Origin of the sequence: Paenarthrobacter sp. TE4293, from assembly GCF_050435325.1 — a bacterium.
GTDB lineage: Bacteria > Actinomycetota > Actinomycetes > Actinomycetales > Micrococcaceae > Arthrobacter > Arthrobacter nitroguajacolicus_C.
The window spans coordinates 369,109-387,584 of sequence record NZ_JBNJRY010000001.1 but is presented as its reverse complement, the minus strand read 5'-3'; the positions used below and the strand labels follow the sequence as shown (position 1 = coordinate 387,584).

At 63.1% G+C, this 18,476-nt stretch carries 16 protein-coding genes; 13 read left to right on the top strand and 3 right to left on the bottom strand.

Going from position 1 to position 18,476, the window contains the following annotated elements; all coding sequences use genetic code 11:
- Positions 1 to 37: 37 nt before the first annotated feature.
- Entirely contained in the window at positions 38 to 907 is an 870-nt protein-coding gene (gene kynA, locus QF015_RS01820; protein ID WP_429386468.1) for a tryptophan 2,3-dioxygenase, read from the bottom strand.
- Positions 908 to 994: 87 nt separating this feature from the next.
- Here kynA and QF015_RS01815 point away from each other — a divergent pair, with 87 nt between their 5' ends.
- The 6 genes from QF015_RS01815 to QF015_RS01790 all read left to right on the top strand — a co-directional run bounded on the left by QF015_RS01815 (position 995) and on the right by QF015_RS01790 (position 5,680).
- Positions 995 to 1,534: an HAD domain-containing protein gene (locus tag QF015_RS01815; RefSeq protein WP_429386465.1), complete on the top strand. Its 540-nt coding sequence runs from the start codon at positions 995 to 997 to the stop codon at positions 1,532 to 1,534.
- A 181-nt stretch (positions 1,535 to 1,715) separates the two neighbouring features.
- Positions 1,716 to 2,921, top strand: a complete 1,206-nt coding sequence (locus tag QF015_RS01810) for an inorganic phosphate transporter (RefSeq protein ID WP_310205001.1) — start codon at positions 1,716 to 1,718, stop codon at positions 2,919 to 2,921.
- Entirely contained in the window at positions 2,918 to 3,139 is a 222-nt protein-coding gene (locus QF015_RS01805) for a hypothetical protein (RefSeq protein WP_310204998.1), read from the top strand. The genes QF015_RS01810 and QF015_RS01805 overlap by 4 nt, the downstream gene beginning before the upstream one ends.
- Before the next feature lie 258 nt (positions 3,140 to 3,397).
- Complete coding sequence (locus tag QF015_RS01800; protein WP_429386461.1) at positions 3,398 to 4,234, top strand: hypothetical protein; 837 nt, start codon at positions 3,398 to 3,400, stop codon at positions 4,232 to 4,234.
- Positions 4,231 to 5,121 carry a hypothetical protein gene (locus QF015_RS01795; protein WP_429386459.1) on the top strand — a complete coding sequence of 297 codons (891 nt, stop codon included), beginning with the start codon at positions 4,231 to 4,233 and terminating at the stop codon, positions 5,119 to 5,121. The genes QF015_RS01800 and QF015_RS01795 overlap by 4 nt, the downstream gene beginning before the upstream one ends.
- A 13-nt stretch (positions 5,122 to 5,134) precedes the next feature.
- Positions 5,135 to 5,680 carry a dihydrofolate reductase family protein gene (locus QF015_RS01790; RefSeq protein ID WP_310204989.1) on the top strand — a complete coding sequence of 182 codons (546 nt, stop codon included), beginning with the start codon at positions 5,135 to 5,137 and terminating at the stop codon, positions 5,678 to 5,680.
- Between the two features lie 16 nt (positions 5,681 to 5,696).
- Here the strand turns inward: QF015_RS01790 and QF015_RS01785 are convergent, their stop codons facing one another.
- Positions 5,697 to 6,161 (bottom strand): hotdog fold thioesterase, encoded by a 465-nt coding sequence (locus QF015_RS01785; RefSeq protein WP_310204986.1) that lies wholly within the window; start codon positions 6,159 to 6,161, stop codon positions 5,697 to 5,699.
- Positions 6,162 to 6,321: 160 nt separating this feature from the next.
- Between QF015_RS01785 and polA the strand changes: the two genes are divergently transcribed.
- From polA to rpsA, 4 genes are all read left to right on the top strand, one after another.
- Positions 6,322 to 8,964, top strand: coding sequence for a DNA polymerase I (polA, locus tag QF015_RS01780; protein WP_310205656.1), 2,643 nt, complete (start codon positions 6,322 to 6,324; stop codon positions 8,962 to 8,964).
- Between the two features lie 83 nt (positions 8,965 to 9,047).
- On the top strand, positions 9,048 to 10,364 hold the full coding sequence (locus tag QF015_RS01775; protein WP_429386456.1) for a GNAT family N-acetyltransferase: 1,317 nt from the start codon (positions 9,048 to 9,050) through the stop codon (positions 10,362 to 10,364).
- A 51-nt stretch (positions 10,365 to 10,415) separates the two neighbouring features.
- Positions 10,416 to 11,372 (top strand): polysaccharide deacetylase family protein, encoded by a 957-nt coding sequence (locus tag QF015_RS01770; protein ID WP_429386453.1) that lies wholly within the window; start codon positions 10,416 to 10,418, stop codon positions 11,370 to 11,372.
- 184 nt (positions 11,373 to 11,556) lie between these two features.
- On the top strand, positions 11,557 to 13,032 hold the full coding sequence (gene rpsA, locus QF015_RS01765; protein WP_011774756.1) for a 30S ribosomal protein S1: 1,476 nt from the start codon (positions 11,557 to 11,559) through the stop codon (positions 13,030 to 13,032).
- 163 nt (positions 13,033 to 13,195) lie between these two features.
- On the opposite strand, the gene QF015_RS01760 is transcribed toward rpsA, so the two are convergent.
- Entirely contained in the window at positions 13,196 to 13,885 is a 690-nt protein-coding gene (locus tag QF015_RS01760) for an IMPACT family protein (RefSeq protein WP_429386451.1), read from the bottom strand.
- 22 nt (positions 13,886 to 13,907) lie between these two features.
- On the opposite strand from QF015_RS01760, the gene coaE reads away from it, so the two are divergent.
- The 3 genes from coaE to QF015_RS01745 all read left to right on the top strand — a co-directional run bounded on the left by coaE (position 13,908) and on the right by QF015_RS01745 (position 18,471).
- The gene (coaE, locus tag QF015_RS01755; protein WP_310204971.1) at positions 13,908 to 15,146 is read left to right on the top strand and encodes a dephospho-CoA kinase; all 1,239 of its coding nucleotides are present in this window, start codon (positions 13,908 to 13,910) and stop codon (positions 15,144 to 15,146) included.
- Positions 15,147 to 15,175: 29 nt separating this feature from the next.
- A complete protein-coding gene (uvrB, locus tag QF015_RS01750) occupies positions 15,176 to 17,275 on the top strand; it encodes an excinuclease ABC subunit UvrB (RefSeq protein ID WP_310204968.1) in 2,100 nt (699 codons plus the stop codon).
- 167 nt (positions 17,276 to 17,442) lie between these two features.
- Positions 17,443 to 18,471: a TerC family protein gene (locus QF015_RS01745; protein WP_310204964.1), complete on the top strand. Its 1,029-nt coding sequence runs from the start codon at positions 17,443 to 17,445 to the stop codon at positions 18,469 to 18,471.
- Positions 18,472 to 18,476 lie beyond the last annotated feature (5 nt).

Below are 18,476 nucleotides of genomic sequence, written 5' to 3'. Positions count from 1 at the left end.
GCGGAAATGGTGGGCCGGCGTTGGCCGGCTGGTGTGCTTAGTTGCCGATTTCGGTGCGTACGGCGTAGAGCTCGGGGAAGAAGGTCAGGTCCAGGGCCCGCTTGAGGAAGTCCACTCCGGAGGATCCGCCGGTGCCTACTTTGAACCCGATGGTTCGCTGGACCGTCCGCAGGTGGCGGAAACGCCAGGCCTGGAAGTTGTCCTCGATGTCCACCAGATCCTCACAGGCCTCGTAAAGGCCCCACGGGGTGTCGTCCGATTCGTAGATCTTCTGGAAGATGGGGACCAGGTCTTTGCGGAAGGTCCAGGGCTCGCTGGTATCGCGCTCAAGGATGTCGACGGGAATGTCATACCCGGCGCGGGAGAGCACAGCCAGGAACGCGTCATAGAGTGTGGGCTCTTCCAGGAGGTTGCTGAGCAGTGCGTGGGCCTCGGGTTCACTTTCGAAGACCCGCAGCATCCCGCGGTTCTTGTTGCCCAGCAGGAACTCAACACCCCGGTACTGGTAGGACTGGAAGCCGGACGAGCTTCCAAGGAATCCCCGGAACTGGGAGTATTCGCGCGGTGTGAGTGTTCCCAGCACCGACCATTGCTCCGTCATGGTGCGCTGGATGGCTTTCACCCGTGCGATGCATTTGAGTGCCTTGCCCAGATTGTCCACGTCAAAGAGCCTGCGGGCTTCCACCAGCTCGTGAAGGACCAGTTTGAGCCACAGCTCGCTGGTCTGGTGCTGGATGATGAACAGCAGTTCGTCGTGGTGTTCCGGCTCGCTGAGGGGATGCTGGGAGCTGAGCAGGCGGTCAAGGTCCAGGTATCCGCCGTAAGACATCGCGTGCCGGAAATCGGTACGGACTGTGTCCTCGATGGGGCGGACGCTTTGGGCGGAATGGACTTCGGGCTTTTCCATGATTTGAGATTATCACTTCCATGACGCACGTCAAGAGTTTGATTTGCCTTCCGGGAGGCCGGCGTCCCGTAGGCTGAAGTTCCACCATTGGGGAAGGGGGGAGCGACCATCGATTCCGAAGAAAGCGCCGCCGCGCGGGTGTCGATCTACTTGGACGTCGACGGCGTGGTGAACCCGTTCAGTCCGGTGGGAACCACCGATTGGGGCGGAGAATGGACCATTGCCGACGCCGGCATCCTTGAGGTGGCCTATGCGCCGGAACTCGTGGCCGGACTCAATGACCTTGCGGATCATCCTGCCGCCCGTTTTGTCTGGCTGACCACCTGGGAACGCCTTGCCCCGGAGTATCTCTGCCCGGCCATCGGCCTCAAGGGACAGGACTGGCCGGTTCTGTCCAGCCAGGGCTGGGACCAGGCGCCTGAGTGGTGGAAGCTCGTCGCCCTCCAAAAGGACCAGGCCACGGCGGGGAGCCAACGGATCGTGTGGCTTGACGACCAACTCAGCCAGGAGTCCGATGCCCGGTCCTGGGCCGAATACCAGCGGGACCGTGTGCTTTGCATCTCACCTGATCCCCGGATGGGACTGTCCCGTCGCGACCTCGCGGCGGTCCGGGCCTACCTGGGCTGAGCCCGGGGGTGGATACGTTTGTCCGCTCACGGGAAGGCACGTAGGATTCTTAAGGTTTCAAGCCCGCCGGAGTGAATCCCGCAAGCCGAGTCAGTTGAACACTTGCTGAACTATGCTGTGGATGGCAGGTATGGGGAAGTGAAACTGCTGAACGTCGACGACTCTGCAGATTGGGCAACAGGTGGATATCACCTTCATGGTCGCGCTGGTAATAGCGTTGGCCCTATTCTTTGACTTCACCAACGGGTTTCACGACACTGCCAATGCGATGGCAACGCCCATCGCAACGGGGGCGATCAAGCCCAAAACGGCTGTCGCCCTGGCCGCCGTGCTCAACCTTGTCGGCGCGTTCCTCTCCACCGAAGTGGCCAAGACCATTTCCGGCGGACTGATCCGGGAAGGCTCGGACGGAATCCACATCACCCCGGACATTATCTTCGCCGGACTCATGGGCGCGGTTCTCTGGAACATGATCACCTGGCTCAAGGGCCTGCCGTCGAGTTCCTCGCACGCCTTGTTCGGGGGCCTGATCGGCGCAGCAGTGGTGGGCATCGGATTCCATTCGATCAACTTCGAGACCGTGCTGCAGAAGGTGATCCTGCCGGCCATCTTCGCGCCGCTGATCGCCGGCTTGGTGGCGTACATCTGTACCCGCCTCGCCTATGCCCTCACCTCACGCCATGACCCCGAGACCGGTGACAAGCTCACACAGAAACGCGGCGGCTTCCGTACCGGACAGATCTTCACTTCCAGCCTCGTAGCACTCGCCCACGGAACCAATGACGCGCAGAAGACCATGGGCATCATCACCCTCGTCCTTATTGCAGCCGGCACCCAGGCGCCGGGCAGCGGCCCCCAGTTCTGGGTGATCGCTGCCTGTGCTTTCGCCATCGCGATCGGAACCTACGCCGGCGGTTGGCGCATTATCCGCACCATGGGATCCGGACTGACCGAAGTCAAGCCGGCCCAGGGTTTCTCCGCCGAGACCAGCACGGCGTCTGCCATTCTTGCCTCATCCCACCTTGGCTTCGCCCTTTCCACCACCCAGGTCGCATCGGGCTCGGTCATCGGCTCCGGACTGGGCCGCAAGGGCACCTCTGTTCGGTGGGGTACTGCGGGCAAGATCGCCTTGGGGTGGCTCTTCACCCTTCCCGCGTCCGCCATCGTGGGTGCGCTGACCGCCCTCCTGGTGAGTATCGGCGTCGTCGGCGTCATTATCGCCGCAGTGGTTGGAACAGCGGCGGTGCTGTTCATGTTCGTGGCCTCCCGTAAGTCGCACGTGGGCCACCACAACGCCGTAGAGGTTGAAGAAGCCGGCCACGCCGTGCGGTTCCGCAAAAAGAAGAAGACCCGAAAGACCACCAAGAGCGAGGACGTGCAGCGATGAAATGGTTGGAGTTGCTGCAGGTAGCCGGAGTTACCCTCGTCGCGGCCGTTACGCTGGTGGTCCTTTATTCGCTGGGAGTGCGCCTCACAGCCATTGCCGGTGATGCACAGCAGAAGTCGCCTGTCCTGGTGCGTTCCCTGGCTTTCATATGCTTCGGTGTCTGTGGCGTGGCTGTGCTGTTCGGGATTTACCTGATCATTCCCTACTTCGGAAAGTAGCAGCGTCTCTGGCAGTCAGGGGCATTCGGGAGAATAATCAGCGGTGTGGTTATACATGTAACTGCGTGGTTGTGATCCGGCAGATGCGGGGCTGTCATGAAATGCCCATCCCGAGGCCATCTCATCGGACTGGCACTGGTCCCGGTCGTGATGCTTGGCCTCAGCGCCTGCCTGCCTCCCTCTCCTGACGGAGCATCACCCACTGCGGGTTCCACTTCGTCCCCGGCCGGAACCAGCCCGACATCACCGCCGGGCGCGGTGGCTCCAACTGCGGTCCAGCCAGTGGGACCTGCCGGCCCTGGCGCACCCCGGACCGAATCTCCCGTGGTCCGCTGGGTTCCCATCGGTCCGGTCGGGCCCAATGATCCCACCTCGGGCCAGCGGTACCTGCTGCTCCAACAATTCCAATGCGACGCCCTGACCCAAAGCGTTGAGGGCGCAGATGACGCGGCGGTCTGGCTGGCAGGCGCGGCCGTGTGCAAGGCGCTGCAAAGCGGCAGCCAGCAGGACTGGCAGCGGGCTTCCCTCGCGGTTGCTGCCACGCCGCACATTCCGCAAACACAGTGCCTTGAATTCAGGGTGGCGGCCACAACGGCTTCATTGCTGGCCGAGCACCGCAGCAATCCCGGCGCTGTCTTCAAGGTGGAGCCTGGACAGGGCGAGGCGTGCCCCAGGCAGCTGGTCGGTTTGACGGTGGTCGATGAAGAGCTCAGGCCGATCCCAGGGTTTGCCCGGGCATCCGGTCCCGGCACCGGCGGCACGATTGTCCGGTTGGATGGCTACTACGTGCGGGTGGGCGACGTCCTGATCGACGGCGTTCCTTCAGACGTGGAGTTTGTCGGGTCCAAGAACGACTACCAGCCCGTCTACCTGCGGATGCCACCGTCAGGCAGCCGGGACTCCATCCGGATTTCCATCACGGACACGGTGGACATTGCCGGAACGGTGACGTTCTTCTACGACGACCCGGGGGCAGCCACCAGTTCCGCGTCGCCATCCGAACCCACTGCGACTGCGCCCGCCACGGAGGCGCCCACCAGCAGCCCGCCTGCCACGCCGCCATCTGGTGAACCCACGCCGACGGCCGCGCCGTGAGCGGTGGCCAGGAGCCCGAGGACGGCAGCATAGCCAACACCCGGTGGCAGAGGACTCTTGAGGTCCTTTCCGTCATCGGGCCGCCGTTGACGGTTGCAACGGCCCTGCTGGTCTACTTCGGTTGGGCGCGCACTGACGCCCAGGCCAAAGCGATGGGCCTGGATGTGAGCCTGTTCGGCTATACCGTCCAGGACTTCATCCTGAGGAGCATCCAATCACTGTTCCAGCCGTTGGCCTGGCTGGTGGTCATTGGTTTGCTGTGGGTCATGCTGGACCGGGCAGTGTCACGGCTCCTGGTGGCGGGCCGCCACAGGAAGCCTGTCCATCGGACCGCCACCATCGTGATGTTTCTTGGCTTTGCCTACGCAGCGGCCATGTGGATTGCCATCTCCGCGCGTCCCGGCCAGATCGTGCTCTATGCGCCGTTCCTGATCGCGGGCGGCTTGGTCGTAGGGGCGTGGGGGCTGAGTGTGCGCCGCCGGGCCATGGCGCCAACGGGGCAGCCCCTGCGCATCACGTCGCGGGCGCTCGAGAGGTCGCTGGTTTTCGTGCTCGTCACCCTGTTGCTCTTCTGGGGTTCCTCCGATTACGCCCAGGCCCTGGGGCGTGGAGCAGCCCTCGATTACCAGGAGCGGTCCAGCTTGCTGCCCACCGCCGTCGTGTACAGCAAGGAACGGCTTGCCGTGACGGCGCCCAACGTCCGGGAGGAGTCGGCGGGCTCGGAGGCAGCGCCGCTCTATCGGTATACGGGATTGCGGCTGTTGGTGGTCAGCGGCGGACGGATCTTCCTGTTGAACGATGGGTGGTCCCTGGCGAGGGGCCGTGTGGTGGTCCTGCAGGATGATGGCAGTGTCCGCGTGGAATATGGGAACCCGGCCTCGGACTGACTAGTCTGGCCCCATGTCGACCTTCCAGTACTACGTAGCTTCCACCATTGACGGCTTTATCGCTTCCCCGGACGACGACCTCGGCTGGCTCCTGCAATTCGACCAGGTCGAGGGCGTTAACCAGAGCATCGAGTCCTTCATGGCAGGCGTTGGATGCATTGCCATGGGCGGGGATACCTACCGTTGGCTCGTGGAACACGAACCCGGCACATGGCCCTACCCGGACACCCCGTGCTGGGTCTTCACCCACCATGAGTACTCTGCCCCAACAGGTGCGGACATCACCTTTGTGCGCGGCGACGTCCGCGAGTTTGCCCCGGACCTGCTCAAGGACGCCGGCGACAAGAACGTTTGGCTCGTGGGCGGAGGCGACCTCGTGGCCCAATTCGCCAACGCCGGCCTGCTCGACGAGATGATTGTCACCATCATCCCCGTGGTGCTGGGCGCAGGAAAGCGGCTGTTGCCGCTCAACGGCCCGACGGCGCCGCTTGAGTTGGTCTCGCATCAAATCCTTGGTGGGGCCGCAGCAGAGTTGCGCTACCGCCTCCCGAAGAGCTGAAACCGGGGGATTCTGCTCAGTGCCGGTTGTCCCGGATCATGTTGGTGATCCGGGCAGTCGAGAGCCGGCGGCCCTTGTCGTCGGTGATGACAATCTCGTGGGTGGCCAGGGTGCCTCCGAGGTGTATGGCCGTGCAGGTGCCCGTTACCAGGCCGCTGGCCACCGAGCGATGATGGGTGGCGCCCACCTCAATGCCCACGGCGTGACGGCCCCTCCCAGCGTGGAGCGAGGCCGCGAACGATCCCAACGTCTCGGCGAGGACCACATGGGCGCCGCCATGGAGGATGCCCGCCACCTGGGTGTTTCCTTCCACCGGCATGGTGGCCACAATCCGCTCGGCGCTCATTTCGGTAAACCGGATCCCGAGTTTTACCACGAGGGCGCCGACGCCGTGCGCCGAGAGCCAATCGTGGAACTCTTCCGGCACTCCTGCCTCGTTGAGCTCATCGACAAACGGGTTCAGCGTGAAATTGTCCATCATGCCAACTAGGCTGGCACCTGTGAGTGAAACAACCAAACCGGACCAGGTTCCAACGGCCCAAGCTGCTGCCATCGCGACAGCACCCACCCCCTCTGCCACAGCATCCGCCAGCATCACGGGGGAGGGCCGGCCCAGGTTGCTGGTCCTGGACGGCCACTCCATGGCGTTCCGGGCTTTTTACGCCCTTCCTGCAGAGAACTTCTCCACGGCCCGGGGGCAGTACACCAACGCCGTGCACGGTTTCACGTCCATGTTGATCAACCTGATCAAGGACCAGAAGCCCACCCACGTTGCCGTAGCTTTCGACGTCTCGGACGACACCACGTTCCGTAAGGCCGAATACAGCGAATACAAGGGCGGGCGCAACGCCACACCTGCGGAGTTTGCGGGGCAGATCGGTCTGATCGCCAAGGTGATGGAGGCCTGGGGCATCCGCACCATCGCCATGCCCGGATACGAAGCCGACGATGTCCTGGCCACCCTCGCAGCACAGGGTGATGCCGCGGGTTTCGAGGTCCTGCTGGTGTCCGGCGACCGGGACGCGTTCCAGCTCATCAACGACAACGTCTTTGTCCTCTACCCCAAGCAGGGCGTCAGCAACATCCCCAAGATGGACGCTGCAGCCATCGAAGAGAAGTACTTCGTGAAGCCCGCCCTGTACTCGGACCTCGCCGCCCTCGTCGGCGAGACCGCTGACAACCTTCCGGGCGTCCCTGGAGTTGGACCGAAGACGGCTGCCAAGTGGATCAATCTGTACGGCGGCCTCGAAGGCATCCTGGAAAACCTGGACTCCATCGGTGGCAAGGTGGGCGGGGCACTGAAGGAGAACCTCGACAACGTCAAGCGGAACCGCAGACTCAACCAGTTGCTGACGGATCTGGATCTCCCCATCTCCCTGGAAGACCTGCACGAACCCCGTCCGGACCGCCAGGCGATTGAGGAGCTCTTTGAGGAGCTCGAATTCCGGACCCTGCGCACCCGGCTGTTCGATCTCTATGGTGACGACACCGCGGGGGCTGCTCCGGACACCATTGATACTCCTGAGTTTTCGGTGCTGGCGGACGCTTCCGCGCTGGAATCCTTCTTCGCTGCCGGATCCGGCGTCCGCTCTGCCCTCGCCGTTCAGATGGTTCCGGGAAGGGTTGGCGACGACGCCCAGGCCCTTGCCGTGGTCCGGAACAATGGTGCCGCCTACATCGAACTCACCACGTTGGACGCTGCAGCGGAAGCGGTCCTGGCCGCCTGGCTCCGCGATCCCGAAGAAGCGAAAGTCCTGCATGAGTTCAAGTCTGCGCTCAAAGCCCTGCACAACCGTGGCCTCGGCTTGGAAGGCGTGGTGGATGACACCTCGATCTCCGGCTACCTGATCCAGCCGGACCGCCGCAGCTATGACCTGGCCGAGCTCGCCCAGGTTCACCTCAAGATCTCCATCGCCACGGCAGCTTCCCAAACCGGCCAGCTGGAACTCGACCTTTCCGGGGACACGGACCAGGCAGCGGCAGCAGCGTTGGTCCAGCATGCCGCCGTCGTACATGGCCTCAGCAAGCATTTCGAAAAAGAACTTGCCGATCGCAAGGCCGATGCCCTCCTCACGACGCTGGAACTTCCCGTGGCGCGTGTCCTTGCCCAGATGGAATTGACGGGAATCTTTGTCTCCACGGACCGCATGGACGAGCAATTGGCCGACCTCACCAAGGTGATCGACAACGCCCAGGAGCAGGCCTTCGCAGCCATCGGCCACGAGGTCAACCTGGGTTCGCCCAAGCAGCTACAGACTGTGCTCTTCGAGGAGCTGGGCCTTCCCAAGACCAAGAAGATCAAGTCCGGCTACACCACGGATGCCGCGTCCCTCAAAGCCCTTCTGGAGAAGACCGGCCACGAATTCCTGGTCCAGCTCATGGCCCACCGCGAGTCCTCCAAACTGGCCCAGATGGTGGAAACGCTGAAGAAGTCAGTGGCCGAGGACGGACGGATCCACACCACCTACGCGCAGAACATCGCCGCCACGGGGCGTATTTCGTCGAACAACCCCAACCTGCAGAACATCCCGGTCCGCAGCGAGGAAGGCCGTCGGGTCCGTGGGATCTTCGTGGTCAGCGAAGGCTACGAGTGCCTTTTGTCGGCGGACTATTCGCAGATCGAGATGCGCATCATGGCCCACCTGTCCGGTGACGAAGCGCTGATCCAGGCCTACCGCGACGGCGAGGACCTGCACCGCTTCGTGGGGTCCCGGATCTTCAATGTGGAGCCGGCCGAAGTTACCAGCGCCATGCGGTCCAAGGTAAAGGCGATGTCGTACGGCCTGGCCTACGGCCTGACGTCCTTCGGCCTGTCCAAGCAGCTGGAGATCTCCGTGGACGAAGCCCGCACGCTGATGAAGGACTACTTCGACCGCTTCGGCGGCGTACGCGATTACCTCCGCGGCGTCGTCGACCAGGCCAGGACGGACGGCTACACGGCCACCATCGAGGGCCGCCGCCGCTACCTCCCTGACCTGACCAGCACCAACCGGCAGGCCCGCGAGGCAGCCGAGCGCATCGCGCTGAACTCGCCCATCCAGGGTTCCGCAGCCGACCTCATCAAACGGGCCATGCTGGGGGTCTCGGCGGAGCTGGCCAGCCAGGGGCTGAAGTCACGCATGCTGCTTCAGGTCCACGACGAACTCGTGCTGGAAGTTGCGCCCGGGGAACGTGACGCCGTGGAGAAACTGGTGATCGAACAGATGGGCTCGGCCGCTGACTTGTCTGTGCCCCTCGACGTACAGATCGGCGTCGGTTCAAGCTGGTACGAGGCCGGACACTAGTCCCGCCGCGATTGCGATTATCGCCGCAGGGCGCGCCGCCGTGATGGTGGCGCGCCCTGCGGCGTCTGACTAGGCTCGAGGACGTGGCTGATCCCAATGAACCAACGTCCGTAAAATATTCCGTCCAGCGTTTTCCCGTTGTAGCCGACAAAGAGAACGCCGCTGGCTACAGCCGCTGCGCCACGTGGGTGCAGGCGGTTTCCCATGGATTCCACCAGCAACGGCGTGATGACGACTACGTGGCCAAGACCCTGGCTGCCTACCGGACCGACAAACGTGAGCTGACGGGCGTCTACGTCAACGGCACCGTGCCGGAGCACTCCCTGGGCGCCGATGTGCCAGTGGCAACCTACGCCACCATGCGCAAGGCTCTGAACATCGGTTTTGGACGGCAGGTGGAATCGAACCTGGTCACTGCCGTGACAGTCCGTGGAACGCACCGCCGCCAGGGAATCCTGCGTGGCATGATCAGCGCCGATCTCGAAAGCGCCAAGGACGACGGTTTGGCCATGGCAGCCCTTACGGCGTCGGAAGGCTCCATCTATGGTCGTTTTGGCTTCGGTGTTGCCACCTTCGAACGAAGCATCACAGTTGACACTGGCCCGCGGTTCCGGCTGAGGGGGAACCCGGAGGGCAGGGTCGAAGTTGCTGATCCTTCCGTGCTCCTGGACGTGGCTCCGCAGGTCTTTGAGCGGGTCCAGAGGCTGACGCCAGGCTCGGTGGACCGCCAGGAGTACTACCGGCTCATCGCTTCCGGATCCATCGGCCAGGACGGAAAGCCCGACCCGAGCGTCCGGTGCGCCCTGCACTACGACCTGTCCGGCGTGTTGGATGGCTACGTTTCCTACCGCTTCAAGGGCTGGGACCACAAGCCCTACACCATGGAAATCGTGGATCTCGTGGCTGCCACCAACGCCGCCTACCTCGACCTTTGGCGCTTTCTGGGCAGCATCGACCTCATCGACGAAGTGACATGGGCAGAAGCTCCCGTGGACGACCCCCTTGCCTGGGCTTTGGAAGACCAGCGCTGCATTGAAGCCTCCGATGTCCGCGACATGCTCTGGCTGCGGATCCTGGATGCCCGGGCCGCCTTGCAGGCACGGCGCTATTCCGCGGCTGGGCGGCTGATCCTGGAGCTCACGGATCCGCTGGGCCTGGCGGGTGGCACCTGGGTTCTTGAGTCCGACGGCGGTGCTGCCGCCGTCGTGACCGAAGCCACTGGCCAGTCGCCCGACCTCAGCATGGACGTGGCTGATCTCGCGTCCATCTACCTCGGCGCGGTGTCGCCGGTGACATTGGCGGCCGCCGGTCGCATCCACGAGAAGACGGCGGGCGCGGCGTTCCAGGCCCAGCAACTGTTCGCGGTGGAACGAAGCGCGCACTGCCTGACCCACTTCTAAGCTGCACCACTGCATGACAACCACATAGCCACACCATAAGTAAGGACATCCATGGGGGATTCCAAGCGGCGGCCACTGGCCGGCCGGCGATCAGTGCTGCTTGGAATGGCGGGCTTCGCGTCCGCGGCCCTGGCGGCTTGTACGGACACCGGAGGTCCGGCCGTCCCGGCACCCGGTAGCGGACCAGCCAGGCCCAAGGCAACGCCCACGGGTCCAGCGACCCCTCCGCCGTCCATCGCCCTGAAGTCCACGGAGCAGGCGGCGGCTGCCCTGGCTCCCTCCGCCGCGCCTCCGCCTTCAGCCCGGCCGGACAAGAAGCAGATCCTGGCTGAGTTCTCCGGGAGGCAACCCACACAATGGGGGTTGCACATCGCCGGCGTGGTGAACGGTTCGCCTTCTGCCCGCGTTGCGCTGACATTCGATGCCTGCGGCGGGCCGGGCGGTGCGGGCTGCGACCATGCCCTGCTGGCGACACTTCGCCGGCTCGCTGTCCCCGCCACGCTGTTCCTCAACAGCCGCTGGATCCATGCCAACCCGTCACTCGCTGTCGAACTGGCGGCCGATCCGCTGTTCGAACTCGCCAACCACGGCACGTTGCACCAGCCACTCTCCGTCAACGGCAGGTCGGCCTATGGGATCCCGGGAACACCCTCGGCCGGTGCTGCCTATGACGAACTCATGGGAAACCGGGCACTGATGCAGGAACTCAGCGGCACGGATCCGAAGTTCTTCAGGCCCGGAACTGCCTTCTACGATGACGTCGCGGTGGCCATGACGCGGCGCCTCGGCATGGTGCCGGTCAACTTCACGGTCAACGGCGACGGCGGCGCCACCTATTCGGCGGCTACAGTCGCCGCCGAGGTGGGCCGGGTGGTTTCCGGCGACATCGTGATTTCGCACTTCAACAGGCCGGCAGCGGGAACCGCCCAAGGCTACGCGCGGGCCTTGCCCGGGCTGCTGGACAAGGGTGTCACGTTCGGACGCTTGGGAGAGGTGCTGACGCTGTGACACTCCTTTTGACCCTGCTTTGCCAATGCGACTAGAATAAACGGGCGTGTACTACGTGCATGCATCCATTTTGTATTAATCCACAAATCAGGATGACCCGGTACTTTGCCGTGTTCTGCCGTCCGGACCCGGACGGCAGCGGTTTGCCTGACCGACTCACTATCCACAACGGAGCCCCTACTACATGACCATCACCTCCACCGAGAAGCCCGGTACCCCCGTAGTCGCCATTAACGACATCGGTACCGCTGAGGACTTCCTCGCAGCTGTCGACGCCACCATCAAGTACTTCAACGACGGAGACCTCGTCGAAGGTACCGTCGTCAAGGTCGACCGCGACGAAGTTCTGCTCGACATCGGTTACAAGACCGAAGGTGTCATCCCTTCCCGCGAGCTTTCCATCAAGCACGATGTTGATCCCGGTGACGTCGTCGCCGTTGGCGATCAGGTCGAAGCTTTGGTTCTCACCAAGGAAGACAAAGAAGGCCGTCTGATCCTCTCCAAGAAGCGTGCTCAGTACGAGCGCGCCTGGGGCGACATCGAGAAGGTCAAGGAAGAAGACGGTGTCGTTACCGGTACCGTCATCGAGGTTGTCAAGGGTGGCCTCATCCTGGACATCGGCCTGCGTGGCTTCCTGCCCGCATCCCTCGTCGAGATGCGTCGTGTCCGCGACCTCGCTCCGTACATCGGTCAGCAGATCGAAGCCAAGATCATCGAGCTGGACAAGAACCGCAACAACGTTGTTCTGTCCCGCCGTGCATGGCTCGAGCAGACCCAGTCCGAGGTTCGCTCGACGTTCCTCAACAAGCTGGAAAAGGGCCAGGTTCGTCCGGGCGTTGTTTCCTCCATCGTCAACTTCGGTGCCTTCGTGGACCTGGGCGGCGTAGACGGCCTCGTTCACGTTTCCGAGCTGTCTTGGAAGCACATCGACCACCCGTCCGAGGTTGTCGAGGTTGGCCAGGAAGTCACCGTCGAGGTCCTCGAAGTGGATCTGGACCGCGAGCGTGTCTCCCTGTCGCTCAAGGCTACGCAGGAAGATCCGTGGCAGACCTTCGCCCGCACCCACGCCCTCGGCCAGGTTGTTCCGGGTAAGGTCACCAAGCTCGTTCCGTTCGGTGCGTTCGTTCGCGTCGAAGACGGCATCGAAGGCCTCGTGCACATCTCCGAGCTGGCTGTCCGCCACGTTGAGCTCGCCGAGCAGGTTGTCTCCGTTGGTGACGAACTGTTCGTCAAGGTCATCGACATCGACCTCGAGCGTCGCCGCATCTCCCTCTCCCTCAAGCAGGCCAACGAGGGCGTTGACGCTGACAGCACCGAGTTCGATCCCGCTCTGTACGGCATGGCCGCTGAGTACGACGAAGAGGGCAACTACAAGTACCCTGAGGGCTTCGACCCCGAGTCGAACGAATGGCTCGAAGGCTACGAGACCCAGCGTGCAGCTTGGGAGCAGCAGTACGCTGACGCCCAGACCCGTTGGGAAGCCCACAAGAAGCAGGTTGCCCAGCACGCTGCTGACGACGCTGCTGCTGCAACGTCCGGCGAGAGCGATTCCGGCACCACGAGCTACTCCTCGGAGCCGGCTGCTGCTGAGTCCAACGCCGGCACCCTGGCGTCCGACGAAGCCCTCGCCGCACTGCGCGAGAAGCTGACCGGCAACTAATTCCGCCTCCCTCACGGGATGTGCTGAAGAGCCAAAGAAGAACCCCTGCCTCCGGGCGGGGGTTCTTCTTGTTTAAGGACGGTGCCGGACGTAAGGACGGTGCCGGATTTAGGGACGGTGCCGGATTTAAGGACGGTGCCGGAACTGGGGGAGCCCCGGGTCGTCAGAGCGGGACATCGATCCATTCCGTGCCGAGGGGTATAAGCCCGGCCGTTCCCGCCGTGAGGGAAGCCAACCTGGCGTGGGCCTCGGAGATGGCCCCGGCTTCATCACGCAACGCGATACGTAATCTCGTGTGCCGGGCTTCATAGCCGGTTTCAGCCATGACGTACCCGGCGCTGCGAAGGTCGTTCTCGAGACGTCCGGCGTCCGCATGGGCAACGTCAATGGCACACAACCGCAGTCTCCGCCTCTGAACCAGGGGGGCCACCTCAAGAGCCGAGGAAACCGATTCGGAGTAGGCACGCACCAGCCCGCCGGCTCCCAGGAGGATCCCACCGAAATAGCGCACGACGACGGCACTGACGTCGCTGAGGTCCGTCACCCCGGGCGTCGTTTCGCGTTTGATGAGCGCTTCCAGCATGGGGATGCCTGCGGTGCCGGACGGCTCGCCGTCGTCACTGGACCGCTGGATCATCCGATCGGGTCCGATGACGAACGCGGAACAGTGATGCCGTGCATCGTGGAATTCGCGCCGGAGGTCAGCAACCAGGGCGCGGGCAGTTTCTTCATCGGGCGAACGGCGGAGGACTGTAATGAACCGCGACCGTCGGATCTCCAGTTCGTGACGGAAATCCGGCCCCGCAGCGAGCGTCGTGTACGTTGTTGCACGGCTGTCATCCTCAATTTCCACCGCTTCAGTCTAGTGTTGAGGGGTGTTGAAGATCGGACTGACGGGCGGCATTGCCTCGGGGAAATCATTGGTGGCTGCCAGGCTGCAGGAATTGGGTGCCCTGCTCATTGACGCGGACGTGATTGCGAGGCAAGTGGTGGAACCCGGGACGCCGGGCCTTGACCGCGTCGTGGCGGCTTTCGGCCCCGGCGTACTTGATGCCGGCGGCCGGCTTGACCGCCCCAAGCTTGGATCCATTGTTTTCAACGACCCGTCCCGGCGTGAAGTGCTCAACGGGATCGTCCACCCGTTGGTACGCGAAACCGCGGCGGCCATGATGTCCGGTGCTGGACCAGCCGACATCGTAGTGCAGGACATCCCGCTGCTTGTCGAAACAGGACAGGGCAGTTCATTCCACTTGGTGGTGGTCGTTGATGCCCCTGACGAGGTGCGTCTTCAGCGGATGGTGGAGTTCCGCGGCATGGCCCCGGAGGACGCACGGGCCCGGATGGCCGCCCAGGCCACCCGTGGGGACCGCAATGCTGCTGCTGATATCGTCCTTGCCAACGCCGGAAGCCGCGACGCGCTGCTGGCCCAGGTGGACGCGCTGTGGCAGCAGAGGCTTATCCCTTTCGCGGAGAACCTCAGCCGCGGAATCAGGGCGGACCGGCATGTCGGTCCGGTCTTGACGCCATCCAATGACGACTGGGGCCGCCAAGCCAAACTCCTCGCGGCCCGTATTACCGCTTCGGCGCCCGACCACATCCTGGCGGTGGACCACATCGGTTCTACTTCAGTGCCCGGGCTGGCCGCAAAGGACGTCATCGACCTTCAGGTGGCCGTAGCCGACCTCGACGTGGCGGATCGCCTTGCAGGGCAGCTCGCCAAAGCCGGCTTCCCTGCGGTGCCGGGAGCCACCCGGGACACCCCCAAACCCACCATCCCCGAGCCCGCCCAGTGGCAGAAGCGGTTCCACGCCAACGCGGATCCGGGGCGGCCGGTGAACGTGCATGTCCGCGCGGCTGGATCTCCGGGGTGGCATTACGCGTTGCTTTTCCGCGACTGGCTGCGCTCCGACCCCACCGGCATTGCCTTGTATGAGGCGCACAAGCGCGACATTGCCGCAGCGCATGCCAGGGACCAGGGGACCGCGGCGTACGCCGATGCGAAGGAGCCGTGGTTCACCGATGTCGCCTGGCCGCTCATGGAAGAGTGGGCCCATCGCTCAGGTTGGCAGCCGCCGTCGTATATCTCTTCTGCTGAAGGCAAACGCGGACAGTAGTTGTCCGGGGCCGGGGGTAGATTTGATGTATGAGCCTTGCCCAGGAGATCAACCGTGTCGTCGCCCCCTTCGAAGTGGTCAGTGAATACAAGCCTGCCGGTGACCAGCCGGCCGCCATCGCGGAACTGACGGAACGCATCAACAACGGGGAGAAGGACGTCGTCCTCCTGGGCGCCACCGGTACGGGTAAGAGTGCCACCACGGCGTGGCTCATCGAGCAGGTCCAGCGCCCCACCCTGGTCATGGTCCAGAACAAGACCCTTGCCGCGCAGCTGGCCAATGAGTTCAGGGAGCTGCTGCCCAACAACGCGGTGGAGTATTTCGTTTCCTACTACGACTACTACCAGCCTGAAGCGTACGTGGCGCAGACAGATACCTTCATTGAGAAGGATTCCTCCATCAACGAGGAAGTGGAACGCCTCCGGCACTCTGCTACGAACGCCCTGCTGACCCGTCGTGATGTGATCGTCGTGGCTACCGTTTCCTGTATCTATGGCCTCGGTACGCCGGAAGAATACATCGCGGGCATGGTCACCCTCCGCAAGGGGGCCGAGATGAACCGGGACCACCTCCTGCGGAAGTTCGTCTCCATGCAGTACGCGCGCAACGACATGGACTTCCACCGGGGAACGTTCCGTGTCCGGGGTGACACCGTGGAGATCATCCCCATGTACGAGGAACTGGCCATCAGGATCGAATTCTTCGGCGATGAGATTGAGAACATCCAGACGTTGCATCCGTTGACAGGTGAGGTACTCCGCGACGAAGAAGAGATGTACGTGTTCCCGGCGTCGCACTATGTCGCGGGCCCGGAGCGCATGGCCCGTGCCATCAAGCGCATCGAGGACGAACTCGCTGACCGTTTGAAGGTCCTGGAAGGCCAGAACAAGCTGGTGGAGGCACAGCGGCTGCGGATGCGGACCACCTACGACCTCGAAATGATGCAACAGATGGGCTTCTGCAACGGCATCGAGAACTATTCCGTGCACATTGACGGCCGCAATCCCGGGACCGCCCCACACTGCCTCATCGATTACTTCCCGGACGACTTCCTCCTGGTGGTCGATGAATCCCACGTCACCATCCCGCAGATCGGCGCCATGTATGAAGGAGACATGTCCCGTAAGCGGAACCTCGTGGACTTTGGCTTCCGCCTGCCGTCGGCCATGGACAACCGGCCCCTGAAATGGGACGAGTTCCTGGAGCGCATCGGCCAGACGGTGTACCTGTCGGCAACGCCCGGCAAATACGAACTCGGCAAGGCGGACGGTTACGTCCAGCAGATCATCCGCCCCACCGGCCTCATCGATCCCGAGGTTGTGGTCAAGCCCACCAAGGGACAGATCGATGACCTCCTGGGAGAGATCCGGACCCGCACTGAGAAGAACGAGCGCGTTCTGGTCACCACCCTGACCAAGCGGATGGCGGAGGACCTCACTGACTACCTCGTTGGTCATGGTGTGAAGGTGGAATACCTCCACTCCGACGTCGATACCCTGCGGCGCGTGGAGCTGCTTCGGGAGCTCCGAATGGGCGTGTTCGATGTCCTGGTAGGCATCAACCTCCTCCGTGAAGGACTGGACCTGCCTGAGGTGTCCCTTGTGAGCATCCTGGACGCTGACAAGGAAGGGTTCCTGCGGTCCTCGACATCGTTGATCCAGACCATCGGCCGTGCAGCCCGAAACGTTTCGGGCCAGGTGCACATGTACGCTGACCGCATTACCGATTCCATGGCGCATGCCATCGAAGAGACCAACCGCCGCCGTGCCATCCAGGTGCAGTACAACACGGACCACGGCATCGACCCCCAGCCGCTGCGCAAGCGGATCGCGGACATCACTGATCAGCTGGCCAAGGAAGATGCCGACACGCAGGAACTGCTGAACAACAACCGGCTGGCCAAGGGCGGCAAACGGGGCAAGTCGGCCGCAAAGGGCGCCGCGACCGTCCGCCAGGACGGTCTTGCCGCGGCTCCGGCCGAGGACCTGGTGGGACTCATCGAGCAACTGACTGAGCAGATGCACGGTGCGGCTGCCGAATTGCAGTTCGAAGTCGCGGCCCGGATCCGCGACGAAGTCAAGGAGTTGAAGCGCGAATTACGCCAGATGCAGTCCGCCGGGCACGCCTAAGGTAAGGTTGAGGTCACGTAGGGGAGTATCCCAAGCGCTACGTCCGTCAGCACGCAAGGCACAGATGCCTCGCCGGATGTAGCGGGCCGCCACCATTTGCCTTCACCGCACCCTGGCAGGCCGGAGAGACTTACACCGTTTTCCCGTACCCTGCGAAAGGCCCTTAAATGGAGCTTCCTGTCTGGTTCGAGGTCGGCTCGTTTGTCGTCCTCGGAATTATCCTGCTGATTGACCTGCTCTTGGTCGTCAAGCGCCCCCACGAACCCTCAATGAAGGAAGCCGGCCTCTGGGTCGCTTTCTACGTGGCTTTGGCCATGGTGTTCGCCGGAGCCATGTTCTACTTCACGGGTCCGGAGTACGGCAGCCAGTTCATCGCCGGCTGGGTCACTGAGTACAGCCTCAGCATCGACAACCTCTTCGTCTTCATCATCATCATGGCCCGGTTCTCGGTGCCGCGTAAGTACCAGCAGGAAGTGCTGATGGTGGGTATCATCATCGCGCTGGTCCTGCGTGGCATCTTCATCGCCCTGGGTGCCGTGGTCATCGAACAGTTCAGCTGGGTCTTCTACATCTTCGGTGCGTTCCTGCTGTGGACTGCCTGGAAGCAGGCCAAGGATTCCGGTGAGGACGAGGAAGAGGGTGCAGAGAACCCCCTGATTGCCCGCCTCCGCAAAGTCCTGCCGATGTCCGAGAAATTCGACGGCAACAAGATCCGCACCGTGGTGGATGGCAAAAAGGTCTTCACCCCCATGATGATCGTTTTCATTACCATCGGCCTCACGGACCTCCTGTTCGCGGTGGACTCCATCCCCGCAATCTTCGGCCTGACCCAGAGCGCCTTTATCGTCTTCACAGCGAACATCTTCGCGCTGATGGGGCTGCGCCAGCTGTACTTCCTGCTCGGTGGCCTCATGACCCGACTGGTGTACCTGAAGCACGCCTTGTCCGTGATCCTGGCGTTCATCGGCGTCAAGCTTGTCCTGCACGCCATGCACGTGAACGAGCTTCCGTTCATCAACGGAGGCCACCACATCGAGTGGGCTCCTGAGATCCCCACGTATGTGTCATTGGCGGTCATCATTGGCACCATCATCGTGGCTGTCGTCGCCAGCCTCCTGAGCCCGCAGGCGCGCCAGGCAAAGCTGGATGCCCGGCTCGAGGACGATGCCAAGAAGAGCATGAGTGAAGCGGAGTAACTCTC